This is a genomic window from Mycolicibacter nonchromogenicus, assembly GCF_002101775.1.
Lineage (GTDB): Bacteria > Actinomycetota > Actinomycetes > Mycobacteriales > Mycobacteriaceae > Mycobacterium > Mycobacterium nonchromogenicum.
Genome location: NZ_LQPI01000076.1, coordinates 1 through 12,336 on the forward strand (window position 1 = coordinate 1; position 12,336 = coordinate 12,336).

The following is a 12,336-nucleotide window of genomic DNA, read 5'->3' on the forward strand; positions in this document are numbered from 1 at the left end:
GCTCGGGGCGGCTCGGGGGGAGGGGCACCGCGTCAGCGGGGCTTGGCCAGCGGGAACGGCAGGGTGTCGCGGATGCTGTGGCCGGTGATCAGCATGACCACGCGATCCACGCCCATGCCCAACCCGCCGGTCGGCGGCATCGCGTACTCCATGGCCTGCAGGAAGTCCTCGTCGAGCTCCATGGCCTCGGGATCGCCGCCGGCGGCCAGCAGCGACTGCTGATGCAGCCGGCGGCGCTGCTCCACGGGATCGGTGAGCTCGCTGTAGGCAGTGCCCAGCTCCACGCCCCACGCCACCAGGTCCCACCGCTCGGCCACCCCCGGCTTGCTGCGGTGCGGCCGGGTCAGCGGCGACACCGAGGTGGGGAAGTCGGTGTAGAACGTGGGTTCCTGCGTGCGGGCCTCCACCAGGTGCTCGTAGAGTTCGAGCACCACCGCCCCAGCATCCCACTGCCGCAGGTAGTGGACACCGGCGCGGTCGCACAGCCGGCGCAGGGTGGCCAGGTCGGTGCCGGCGTCGATCTGCTCGCCCAGCGCGTCGGAGACCGCGTCGTGCACAGTGCGCACCGGCCACCGCCCGGAGATGTCCACCGGTTCGAGCGTGTCGCCGGCCCCCGGGCGCATCACCACCGGGGCGCCGTTGGCCGCCACCGCGGCGTTCTGGATCAGTTCGCGTGCCCCGTCGATCCAGGCCAGGTAGTCGCCGTGGGCCTGGTAGGCCTCCAGCAGGGTGAACTCCGGGTTGTGGCTGAAGTCCACGCCCTCGTTGCGGAATGCCCGGCCCAGCTCGAACACCCGCTCCACGCCGCCCACGCACAGTCGCTTGAGGTAGAGCTCCGGGGCGATCCGCAGATACAGATCCAGGTCGTAGGCGTTGATGTGCGTGACGAACGGGCGCGCGTTGGCCCCGCCGTGCAGCTGCTGCAGGATCGGGGTCTCGACCTCCAGAAAGCCCTTGGCGAACAGGGTGTCCCGCAGCGAGCGCAGCACATTGCTGCGGGCGGTGATCAGCTCACGCGCCTCACGGTTGATGGCCAGATCCACATACCGGGTCCGCACCCGGGCCTCGGGGTCGGTCAGGCCCTTCCATTTGTCGGGCAGCGGGCGCAGGCATTTGCCCAGCAGCCGCCACCGCGTCACCAGCAGCGACGGGGTTCCGTTGCGGCTGCGCCCCATCCGGCCGGTCGCCTCGACCAGGTCACCGAGATCGATTCCGGCGTTGAAGTCCGCGGCGCGCGCCTCGGTGCCGGCCTGGGCGAGCACCGAATTGTCGAGCAGCAGTTGCAGCTCACCGGACCAGTCGCGCAGCTGGGCGAAGAGCACGCCGCCGTAGTCGCGCATGCGCAACACCCGCCCGGCCACCGACACCCCCTCGGCGCCGGAGGCCAGGGCCTGGGCCACGCTGTGGCTGGGCGGGTCACCCACCGGGTAGGCGTCGACGCCGCTGTCCTGCAACGACTTCAGCTTGGCCATCCGGACCCGGACCTGCTCGGGAAGCCGGGGCAGCGTCTCGTCGGGCTCACTGAACTCCCCGGCGACCAGGTCGGGGGCGGACCCGTCACTGTGCAGCCGGCCGGAGGCGGCCACCGTCGCCGGCACCGCGGAGTGGTGTCCGGTGTGCTGTTTGTTGCGCCGCGAGAAGGGCAGCACCAGAAAGCCTTCGGCGATCACCGAGGCCACCCCGACCCGGGGGATCAGCCGGGCGTCCTCGTAGCAGGCGTAGCGCGGCACCCACTCCGGCCGGTACTTCATGTTCGACCGGTACAGCGTCTCCAGCTGCCACCAGCGGGAGAAGAACATCAGCAGCCGGCGCCACAGTCGCAGCACCGGCCCGGCGCCCAGCTGCGCGCCCTGCTCGAAGGCGGCCCGGAACATCGCGAAGTTCAACGAGATCCGGTTGACGCCGATGGTGGCGGCCTGCAGCGCCAGTTCGCTGACCATCAGTTCGATGGTGCCGTTGGGGGACTGCGGGGACCGGCGCATCAGGTCCAGCGACACCCCGCTGCGTCCCCACGGCACCAGCGACAGCATGGCCACCACCTCGCCGCCCTGGGAGCCATCTTCGCCGCGCACCGCCTCGACCAGCAGACAGTCGGCGTCGGCCGGGTCACCGAGGCGGCCCAGCGCCATGGAGAAACCACGCTCGGACTCGGTGTCGCGCCAGGCGTCGGCGCGTTCGATGATCCGCGCCATCTCCTCGGTCCCGATGTCGCCGTGCCGGCGCATCCGCACCGTCAGACCCGAGCGGCGGGCCCGGGTGACCGCCTGGCGCACCGCGCGCATGTCCGGGCCGGACAGTTTGAACTCCGAGGGCCGCAGGATCGCCTCGTCGCCCAGTTCCAGGGCGTTCAGGCCGGCGTCGCGGAAGGCCTGCGCACCCGCGTAGCTGGCACCCATCACGGCGGGCGCCCAGCCGTACTCCTCGCAGAGCCGCAGCCAGGTGTCGATGGCCTGCGGCCAGGCCCGCGGGTCGCCCACCGGATCGCCGCTGGCCAGACAGACGCCCACCTCCACCCGGTAGGTGACGGCGGCGCGGCCGCTGGGGGCGAACACCACCGACTTGTCGCGGCGGGTGGCGAAGTAGCCCAGCGAGTCGTTCTGGCCGTACTGCTCGAGCAGCCCGCGGATGGCCGACTCGTCCTGGCCGGTGAGGGCGTTGTCGGCGCGCTGGGACAGAAACAGCACGATCGCCGCGACGATCAGGGCCAGCGCCCCGAGCAGCCCGCACAGCGCTTTGAGTCCGAACTCCGGCTTGCCGGGGAACAGGTCCGGCTCGAGCAGGCCGAAGCCGACCACCCGGTTCACCACGTAGGGCAGCCGCAACGGCCGCGACACCGAGCCGGGCAGCAGCTCGATGAGCGCCCAGCACAGCAGGATCGCCACCGCCCAGCCGGCGAGCAGCGTCGCGGTGGACCGCAGCAGTGCTCCGCGCCGCACCTTGGCCCAGAACTGGCCGCGGGCCGCCACCAGCACCACGATCGCGACCACGTGCAGTGCCAGGCCCGCGACGCCGCTGATCACCTGGACCCGATCGGAGGTGTCCGACAGCAGCCGGCCGGCGTTCCAGGCGCCGGCGACCACCAGGTTGGCGATCAACAGCCACCAGGCGATGCGCTTGTGCGCGTTGAGCGCGGCGGCCAGCAGGGCCAGCACGAATGCCCAGGCCAGGCTGGTGTCGGGGAAGTTGAACAGGTACTTGTCGATGAATTCGCGCGGCACCCGGATGACCCAGCGGATCACCGGTGACAGGCTCGCCAGCAGCGACAGCGTGGCGGCGATACCGACGATCCAGGCGGCCGCGGTGGGAACCCAGTGCAACCGGGTCGTCGCACGGTCGCGTGAACGCGGCACCGGCGGCACAGTCAACGTCATAAGCAGGGAGAATAAGCAGAAAAGCCGCGAAAAACGTGTGAGGCTGCGCCGGTGGGCGTGCTCGCCGGGACGAAGAAGTCCTGAACTGCTGCTAGACTCTGACCTGCGACCGTCCCGGCGTCAGCCAGGACAGCAAGTGGAGTTCCCTCCCACCACTCGCCGACGGAGCAATCCGAAACCAGGCGCAGTGGTCCGGTCGCAGGCGGTCCAGGCCGCCTGCTCTGCGTGATTGCGCAGACGGCTGATGGTCATCAGTCGTGATCGGTCGGTATGGGCCCTGCTTCGTGCAGGGCCTTTTTGCTGGTGGGCAGGGTCAGCGCCGCTGCGTCCGGACGAGCACTGCGGCGGCCGCGACCGAAGACTACCCAAGGAGGTCCCATCAGCACTGAGATCCGCGTCAACGAGCGCATTCGTGTACCTGAGGTTCGTTTGATCGGCCCAGGGGGGGAGCAGGTAGGCATTGTGCGCATCGAAGATGCGCTTCGCGTCGCCGCGGATGCCGATCTCGACCTTGTCGAAGTGGCGCCGACCGCCAAACCGCCGGTCTGCAAGATCATGGACTACGGCAAGTACAAGTACGAGGCGGCTCAGAAGGAGCGCGAGTCTCGCAAGAACCAGCAGCAGACCGTCGTCAAGGAACAGAAGCTGCGTCCCAAGATCGACGACCACGACTATGAGACGAAGAAGGGCCACGTGGTCCGCTTCCTCGAAGCCGGGGCGAAGGTCAAGGTGACCATCATGTTCCGCGGCCGTGAGCAGTCGCGGCCCGAGCTCGGCTACCGCCTGCTGCAGCGGCTGGGTGCCGACGTCGCCGAGTACGGCTTCGTCGAGACCTCCGCCAAGCAAGACGGACGCAACATGACGATGGTGCTGGCACCGCACCGCGGCGCGAAGACCCGCGCCAAGGCGGCAGAGGATGCCAGCGGAGGCGCGGTGAAGCCCGCCCCCTCAGCCGCACCGGCGGTGGACGCGGCAGCGTCGCAGCCCGAGAACTGAAAACCCGACACCAGAACTGAGGAAACATGCCTAAGGCGAAAACCCACAGCGGCGCTTCGAAGCGGTTCCGTCGCACCGGAACCGGCAAGATCGTCCGGCAGAAGGCCAACGCTCGCCACCTGCTCGAGCACAAGCCGAGCACCCGCACCCGTCGTCTGGCCGGCCGCACCGAAGTTGCCGCCGCCGACACCAAGCGCGTCAACGCGATGCTGAAGGGCTAATACGCCGCCTTCGCACCGCACACCCCCTTACGCCCAACGAGAGTAGGAACATCCCATGGCACGCGTGAAGCGCGCAGTCAACGCCCAGAAGAAGCGCCGTACAGTCCTGAAGGCGTCCAAGGGTTACCGTGGCCAGCGGTCGCGGCTGTACCGCAAGGCCAAAGAGCAGCAACTGCACTCCCTGACCTACGCCTACCGGGACCGTCGTGCCCGCAAGGGTGAGTTCCGCAAGCTGTGGATCTCCCGCATCAACGCGGCGGCCCGCGCCAACGACATCACCTACAACCGGCTGATCCAGGGCCTCAAGGCCGCCGGTGTCGAGGTCGACCGCAAGAACCTCGCCGAGATCGCCGTCAGCGACGCGGCCGCCTTCACCGCGCTGGTCGAGGTCGCTCGGGCCGCGCTGCCCGAGGATGTCAACGCGCCTTCCGGCGAGGCTGCCTGACCCGAACCGAGCCGATGCTGACCGAACGTTCGGCCCGGGTGGCCGCGGCGGTCAAGCTGCATCGGCACGTGGCCAGGAAGCGCGAACAGCGCTTCCTGGCCGAAGGGCCCAATCTGATCGAGGCCGCCATCGGGCGCGGCCTGGTTCTTGAGGTCTTCGCCACCGAGTCGGCGGCGCAACGTCATCACGATCTGCTGGCCGCCGCGCGGGTACCGGTCCATCTGGTCACCGACCGTGCGGCAAAGGCCTTGTCGGACACCGTCACTCCGGCCGGGTTGGTCGCGGTGTGCGCGCACGCCGAAGCGGATCTGCACACCGCACTGGCCGGCGCCCCGCGACTGGTGGCGGTGGCCGTGGGCATCGGCGAGCCCGGTAACGCCGGCACCCTGATCCGCATCGCGGATGCCACCGGTGCCGACCTGGTGGTGCTGACCGGCAACAGCGTCGACCCCTACAACGGCAAATGCCTGCGCTCGTCCGCGGGCAGCATCTTCAACGTCCCGGTGGTGGTGTCGCCCGACACCGATGCGGTGCTCACCGCGTTGGGGGAGGCGGGCCTGCAGGTGCTGGCGACGGCCCTCGACGGCGAACTGAGCCTCGACGACGCCGACCCGGTGCTGACCGCGCCCACCGCATGGCTGTTCGGCCCGGAGGCCCAGGGATTACCGGCCGAGGCCGCGGCGGCCGCCGACCATCGGCTGCATATCCCGATGGCAGGCGGCGCGGAGAGCTTCAATGTTGCTGCGGCAGCAGCGATCTGCCTTTACCAGAGCTCGCGAGCCCAGCGACGGGCTTAGGCCGCCTTGGACTTACGGCGCGGCGCCAGCGGGGTCAGACCGCTGCCGGCGGCCAGCGAGAAGGTGCTGTGCATCAGCGCACCGGCGCGCTCGACCAGCTTCATGCCCGGGCTGACCGGCGGCACGTAGTGCATCCCGCTGCGGCGGCGCTCCTTGGGCGGTCCGCTGAACCACGGGGCTTCGACCGGCGGTGTGTCGCTGGGGATCTTGCCCGCCTCGCGGCGGTATCCGGCCAGCGCGCGCGGGTGCAGCCGGATCTCGTCGGGCACGAAGCTGAAGGCGATGTGGCTGACCTTGCCCAGCAGCCGGAGCAGCACCTCGTCGCTCTCCGACCAGCGCAGACCGGCCTTCTCGCGCACCGCCGGCTCGAACAGTCCGGCCGCCACCCAGCGCTGGGCGGCCAGACCCGGCTTGAACAACTGGTTCCACACCGCGTCCGGCAGGGGGACGAACCACGGCTTGGGGATACGGATGTTCAAGATGTCGAGCGCGGCCGGCGTCAGCTCCAGCTCCTCTTCACACACCCGGTTCCAGTACTCGACGAAGTCCTCCCAGGACTTCGGCACAGGACGCATGCTCATGCCGTACATCCGGTACCACTGCACGTGCTCGTCGAAGAGCTGCCGCTTCTCGGCCAGGGTGAGCCCGCCGTCGAAGTACTCGGCGAGCTTGATGATCAACATGAAGAAGGTGGCGTGCGCCCAATAGAAGGTGTCGGGGTCCAGCGCGTGGTAGCGACGGCCCTTCTCGTCGGTCCCCTTGATGTCGCGGTGGTAGTCGCGAATCGAGGCGCCGGTGTGCTGGGCCCGTAGGCCGTCGTAGACCACGCCCATGATCGGGTACACCGAGCGCGTGACGCGCTGCAGGGGCTCGCTCAGGATGGTGGAGTGGTCGGTGACGCCCGCCCCCAGTCCGGGGTACATGTTCTCGATGGCGCCGATCCAGATGCCCATGATGCCGGTGCGCAGGTCGCCGAAGTATTTCCAGGTCAGCGACTCGGAGTTCAGCGGCTCGACCGCGGTGGCGGGCTTGGGGGTGACGCTCGGAGCACTTTCCTCGGCGGGCGCAGATACCTGCTCTTCGGACGCGGTCGGTGTAACGGTCATCACGTCTCCTTCTCGGAATCTGAAGACACGATAATTGTGACAACAGCCGTTGTCTACATTAGTTGTGGCGTGGCGCGGCAAAACAGCCGAACGTGGGGTGCACCACTGTTGGTGATCGTTGCCGGTGTCGCGCGGCGGCACCTACGCTGAATCGCATGGACCTCGAGTCGGCCCCTGGGCAGGCCGACGGGCTCGGGGAGGCGGTGGAGATCACCGACCAGCCCAGCACCAACCGCCGGTCAGCGTTCTCCCTGGATGAGGCCGCTGCCTGGCTGAACCGCACCACCAATGACGTCCGGATAGTCGACCTGGTCCGCCGGGTGCGGCGAGCGTTGCCCGGGGACCCGGAATTCGGCGATCCGCTGTCCACCGCCGGAGACAGTGGACCGCAGGCCGCCGCGCGGGCGGCCGATCGCCTGATGGGGGACCGCTCCGCGGCCTCCCGTGAAGTGAGCCTGGGCGCGCTGCAGGTGTGGCAGGCCCTGACCCAGCGGATCTCGCGAGCACCGGGCAATCCGGAGGCGACGCTGGTCTTCACCGACCTGGTCGGCTTCTCCACCTGGTCGCTGCAGTCCGGCGACGACGCCACCCTGACCCTGCTGCGGCGGGTGTCGCGCGCGATCGAGCCACCGCTGCTGGACGCCGGTGGCCGCATCGTCAAACGGATGGGCGACGGGCTGATGGCCGTGTTCCGGGATCCGCTGGTGGCCGTCGCCGCGGTGCTTCAGGCACAAGAGGCCATCGGTGAGGTGGAGGTCAACGGTCACACGCCGCGGATGCGGGCCGGCATCCACACCGGCCGGCCCCAGCGGCTGGCCGACGATTGGCTCGGGGTGGACGTCAATATCGCCGCTCGTGTCATGGAACGTGCCGTGAAGGGCGGCGTCATCGTTTCCGGGCCGACGTTGGAGCGCATCGATCCGGCCGCCCTGGCGGAGCTGGGGGTGGTTGCCAAGCGCGCGCGCCGTCAAGTGCTCGCGGCCAAGACCAGCGGCGTCCCGGCGGATCTGACGATGTTCCGTCTCAAGGCAGTTCGCCAGAGCCCCTCCCAAGCCGACTGACGGCGTGTCATCAGCCGCCGCGCGGCTCGGCCCGCCACTCACACGAGTGGATGAACCCCGTTCCTTGGAATACCCTGCGGTGAGCAAAGTAACTATTTGGCCGGATCACACAGGTCGTCTTTATGCAGGAGCGGGGAATCATGTCAGGTCGGCAGCAGCATCGGAGCAAGCGCCGTAACACGAATCGGCTGGTGGGGGCCGGTGGTACGGCGGCGGCGTTCCTGGCATTCGGCATGTCGCCCATGGCGGCGACTCCCACGGCGCGCGCCGACTGGGACTTCGACTGGTTCGATGATCTGTTCACGCCCATCTCAGACACCACGGTCGGCTGGGACAACACCGCCTGGGACATCAGTTCGTGGTTCAACTGGTCGACTGACCCGGGCAGCGCCGCCGACACCAACGTCTTCGACCTGACGTCGCTGTTCAACGTGCTGGTCTACCAGCCGCTCTACACGGCCATGGACAACTTCGTCGACAACCCGGCCAACGCCTGGATCGTCGACACGATCAACAGCTGGGCGCCCGAGGGGCAGTTCTATCTGGGCGACGGCGTCGACGGCACCGCCGACAGCATCAACGGTGGCGCCGGCGGTCTGTGGTTCGGTGACGGTGGGGCCGGCTATTCGGCGGGCGCCGACCCGGACGCCGACCCCCTGATCGGTGGCGGTAACGGCGGTGACGCCGGATGGTTCGGCAACGGCGGTGTCGGTGGTGCGGGCGGTCTGGGTGCTGACGGCGGCGATGGTGGCGCCGGCGGCTTGATCATGGGTATCGGTGGCGCCGGCGGCGTCGGCGGTCTGGGCGGCAACGGTGGCGACGGTGGCGACGGCCTGGGCTGGCTGTTCGGTATCGGCGGCGCCGGCGGCGACGGCGGCGTGGGCGCGACCGGCGAGATGGGTCTCACCGGTGACTGGCTCGACAGCCTCGGTCTCGGTGGGACCGGCGGCGACGGTGCGACCGGCGGCACGGGCGGTAACGGCGGCTCGGCCACCGACTCCATCTTCGGCAGCGGCGGTGCCGGCGGTAAGGGTGGTGCCGGCGGTGCCGGTGGTCAGGGCGGTACCGGCGCGGCCGGTTACGTGGACCACCTGGACGGTGGCACCGGCGGTGCCGGTGGCAAGGGTGGTGCCGGCGGTCTGGGCGGACTCGGCGGGGCCGGCAGCTCACTGGGCAGCAACGGCGCCGACGGTGCGGACAGCGAGATCAATGGCAACGGTGGCGTCGGCGGCACCGGCGGGGCCGGTATGGACGCCGGCGACGGCCACGGCGCGGGCAACGGCGGTACCGGTGGTGTCGGCGGCAGTGGCGGTGACAGCGGCAACGGCGGCGCCGGTGGTACCGGTGGTGCAGGCGGCGCGGGCGATGAGACCTATCAAGCCGGCAACGGCGGTGCCGGTGGCACCGGTGGTGACGGCGGCCAGCTCGGCAACGGCGGCCGGGGCGGCGACGGTGGCGTCGGCGGTCTCAGCGGTACCTATGAGGACGCGATCGGCGGCGCGGGTGGTGTCGGCGGGACCGGCGGCGTCAGCGGCGCCACGGCCGGTAATGGTGGCAATGGCGGCGTGGGCGGCGCCGGTGGCGCCGGGCATGCCGGGATCAAGGGCGACAACGGCGATGACGGGGTCGCCGGGGTCGACGACGGCGCCGGCGGCGACGGCGGCCAGGGCCACAACGGCTTCCACGGCGGCGTGGGGGGCAAGGGCGGTGCCGGCGGAGCCCTGCAGGACACCAATGAAGTCGGCAAAGCCGGCCTGAGCGGTAACGGCGGGCGTGGTGGCAACGGTGGGGCCGTCGGCGCCGGCGGTGACGGCGGTAACGGCGCGGCCGGTGTCTGGGGCGCGAGCGGCTCGGGTGGCCAGGACGGCGCCGGCGGCGACGGCGGCCAGGCCGGGGAGAACGGCTTGGTCGGTGGTAACGGTGGTGCCGGCGGTGAGCGCGGGGGTGAAGACGCCGATGACGGCGAGGACGGCGATGACGGCAGCCTGCAGCCGGTCGAGGCCAGCACGGGCGGCAACGGTGGTGCCGGCGCCGACGCCGATGACACGCACGACTACGGCGGCAACGGCGGCAACGGCGGTGACGGCAACGGCGGCGGTAACGGCGGCAACGGCGGTGCCGGTGGCGCCGGAACGACCGGCAACGGCGGTAACGGCGGCAATGGCGGTAACGGCGCCGCAGGGTCGTTCAGCAATGGCGGCAATGGCGGCAATGGCGGCGCGGGCGGCGCCTCGCAGTCCGGTGACGGTGGTGTCGGCGGTAACGGCGGCCGGGGCGGTGACGGCGGCGACGGCGAGACCGGCACGCACGGCATTGACGGCGAAGAAGATCTCAACAACGGGGCCGGCGCCAACGGCGGTAAGGGCGGTGACGGTTTCGACGGCGGCATAGGCGGTGCGGGCGGCAGCGGCGGAGCATCCGAGACCGGTAACTACGGTGCCAACGGCGATGGTGGCGACGGCGGCGCCGGTGGCCGGGGCGGTGCGGGCGGCAACGGCGGCAACGGTGTTGACGGCAGCTGGGACTTCCGGGGTCAGTTCGGTTTCGGATCCGGCGGTAAGGGCGGTGACGCCGGTGCGGCCGGCGGCGTGGGCAAGGGTGGCGCCGGGGGAGCGGCAGGCACCGGCGGCGCAGAGGGCACCGGCGAGGCCGGCGGCAAGGGCGCCGACGGTGAGGGCTTTGCCGACTACGCCCAGGGCGGCAATGGCGGTAACGGGGCCGACGGCAATGACCTGCACCTCAACGGTGGCGCCGGTGGCGGCGGCGGCAACGGCGGGACCTACGGCCACGGTGGCAGTGGTGGCAATGGTGGCAACGGCGCGCTCGCCGAGGACACCGGCAATGCCCTCACCGGCGGGTTCGGTGGGGCGGGCGGAGTCGGTGGTGCCGGTGGCACCGTAGCGGGCGACGGCGGCAATGGCGGTAACGGCGGTGACGCGTCGCCCGACACCCACGAGTCCAACGCTGTCTACACCGCCACCAAGGGCGGCAATGGTGGCGTCGGCGGCAAGGGCGGTGCCGCCGTCAACGGCGACGGCGGCAACGGCGGCGACGGTGGCAAGGGCGGTTCCGGCACCCAGTACGGCGGCAATGGCGGCGCCGGGGGCGCCGGTGGTGCCGTCACCGGTGCTGCCAGCACCGGCAAGGGCGGCATCGGCGGCGACGGCGGAGTCGGCGGCGCCGCGACCGGCTGGCGGTCAGACGGTAACTGGGGCATGGACGGCTTCACCGGCAGGTTCACTGCCGGAACCCTCCTGGGGGTGTCCGGCAGCGGCGGCAATGGCGGCGCGGGCGGTGCCTCGACCGCCGGTGACGCCGGCGCCGGTGGTGCCGGTGGTGCCGGCGGTGGAATCCCCCAAAACCCTGCCGGTACCACGGTCATCTGGGGCGGCACGGGCGGCAACGGCGGTGCCGGCGGAGCCGCGACCGTCAAGGCTCCGGAGGGCGACGCGCCCCCGCTCACCAGCGGCGACGGCGGTGTCGGCGGCAAGGGCGGCAACGGTGGTCAGGGCACTCTCACCGGCGGCAGCGGTGGCAGCGGCGGTGCCGGCGGCACCAGCACCAGCGCCACGGGCGGCAAGGGTGGCGACGGCGGTAATGGCGCCGCAGGCAGTGGCTGGCATGACGCCAATGGCGCCATCACCGGCAAGGGCCAGATCCTGGGCTTCGGCGGCAACGGCGGCAAGGCCGGCGCCGGCGGCAACGGCGCGACCGGCGGCGCCGGCGGTCAGGGTGGCAATGGTGCGAACGGCATCGACGGCGGGCTCAAGTTCGGCTCCGGCGGCACCGGCGGCGCTGGTGGGGCCGGCGGCACCGGCACCACCGGTGATGGCGGCAAGGGCGGTAACGGTGGTAACGGCGGCGGCGGCAGCTGGCGGGCCGGCAACGGCGGCGCCGGCGGGGCCGGCGGGGCCAGCACCAGCGGCAATGGCGGTGACGGCGGCATCGGCGGCATCGGCGGAAGCCTGGCCGCCGGTGGCGGTACCGCGCCCGTCAACGGCAAGGCCGTCGCCGTCGGCGCCGGCGGCGCGGGCGGTGCCGGCGGCAGCAGCACCGCCAACGACACCACCGGCACAGGTGGCGACGGTGGCGACGGCGGCAAGGGCGGCAACGGCGTCGGCACCGTCAAGGGCGGCACCGGCGGCACCGGTGGCGCCGGTGGTAAGGCGGGCAGCGTGTCGGGCAAGGCCGGCACCAAAGCCCCGGCGGCCACCACCACGGCCGGTACCGACGGCGGCGCCGGTGGCGCGGGAGCCGAGCCCAAGGCTCCCAGCTGACCCACCCGGTGAAAGCCCCGCACACCGCGTGCGGGGCTTTCGTCGTGATGTCGATAAGATCG

8 protein-coding genes are annotated in these 12,336 nt (G+C 71.1%); 6 read left to right on the forward strand and 2 right to left on the reverse strand.

The genetic code is table 11. The features are described 5' to 3' along the window. Positions 1–32: 32 nt before the first annotated feature. Positions 33–3,371: a bifunctional lysylphosphatidylglycerol synthetase/lysine--tRNA ligase LysX gene (gene lysX, locus AWC18_RS19155; protein WP_085139764.1), complete on the reverse strand. Its 3,339-nt coding sequence runs from the start codon at positions 3,369–3,371 to the stop codon at positions 33–35. A 339-nt stretch (positions 3,372–3,710) separates the two neighbouring features. On the opposite strand from lysX, the gene infC reads away from it, so the two are divergent. From infC to AWC18_RS19175, 4 genes are read left to right on the forward strand one after another with little or no spacing between them, the layout of a single operon-like run. Next, positions 3,711–4,367: a translation initiation factor IF-3 gene (gene infC / locus AWC18_RS19160; protein ID WP_085139782.1), complete on the forward strand. Its 657-nt coding sequence runs from the start codon at positions 3,711–3,713 to the stop codon at positions 4,365–4,367. A 26-nt stretch (positions 4,368–4,393) separates the two neighbouring features. Next, positions 4,394–4,588 (forward strand): 50S ribosomal protein L35, encoded by a 195-nt coding sequence (rpmI, locus tag AWC18_RS19165; protein WP_064998535.1) that lies wholly within the window; start codon positions 4,394–4,396, stop codon positions 4,586–4,588. A 55-nt stretch (positions 4,589–4,643) separates the two neighbouring features. Next, the gene (gene rplT, locus AWC18_RS19170) at positions 4,644–5,033 is read left to right on the forward strand and encodes a 50S ribosomal protein L20 (protein WP_064998534.1); all 390 of its coding nucleotides are present in this window, start codon (positions 4,644–4,646) and stop codon (positions 5,031–5,033) included. 14 nt (positions 5,034–5,047) lie between these two features. Then, positions 5,048–5,830, forward strand: a complete 783-nt coding sequence (locus tag AWC18_RS19175) for a TrmH family RNA methyltransferase (RefSeq protein WP_085139765.1) — start codon at positions 5,048–5,050, stop codon at positions 5,828–5,830. Here the strand turns inward: AWC18_RS19175 and AWC18_RS19180 are convergent. Beyond that, entirely contained in the window at positions 5,827–6,936 is a 1,110-nt protein-coding gene (locus AWC18_RS19180; protein WP_064998532.1) for an oxygenase MpaB family protein, read from the reverse strand. The genes AWC18_RS19175 and AWC18_RS19180 overlap by 4 nt on opposite strands. 155 nt (positions 6,937–7,091) lie before the next feature. Here AWC18_RS19180 and AWC18_RS19185 point away from each other — a divergent pair, with 155 nt between their 5' ends. Further along, positions 7,092–7,997, forward strand: a complete 906-nt coding sequence (locus AWC18_RS19185) for an adenylate/guanylate cyclase domain-containing protein (protein ID WP_085139766.1) — start codon at positions 7,092–7,094, stop codon at positions 7,995–7,997. Between the two features lie 140 nt (positions 7,998–8,137). Beyond that, entirely contained in the window at positions 8,138–12,274 is a 4,137-nt protein-coding gene (locus AWC18_RS22260; RefSeq protein WP_165758026.1) for a PGRS repeat-containing protein, read from the forward strand. The last annotated feature ends 62 nt before the right edge of the window (positions 12,275–12,336 follow it).

Bases quoted from the DNA above. Each gene is read 5' to 3' on its own strand.
- AWC18_RS19175 (WP_085139765.1), top strand. From the start codon at position 5,048: ATGCTGACCGAACGTTCGGCCCGGGTGGCCGCGGCGGTCAAGCTGCAT.
- rpmI (WP_064998535.1), top strand. From the start codon at position 4,394: ATGCCTAAGGCGAAAACCCACAGCGGCGCTTCGAAGCGGTTCCGTCGC.
- lysX (WP_085139764.1), bottom strand. From the start codon at position 3,371: ATGACGTTGACTGTGCCGCCGGTGCCGCGTTCACGCGACCGTGCGACG.
- AWC18_RS19185 (WP_085139766.1), top strand. From the start codon at position 7,092: ATGGACCTCGAGTCGGCCCCTGGGCAGGCCGACGGGCTCGGGGAGGCG.
- AWC18_RS19180 (WP_064998532.1), bottom strand. From the start codon at position 6,936: ATGACCGTTACACCGACCGCGTCCGAAGAGCAGGTATCTGCGCCCGCC.
- rplT (WP_064998534.1), top strand. From the start codon at position 4,644: ATGGCACGCGTGAAGCGCGCAGTCAACGCCCAGAAGAAGCGCCGTACA.
- AWC18_RS22260 (WP_165758026.1), top strand. From the start codon at position 8,138: ATGTCAGGTCGGCAGCAGCATCGGAGCAAGCGCCGTAACACGAATCGG.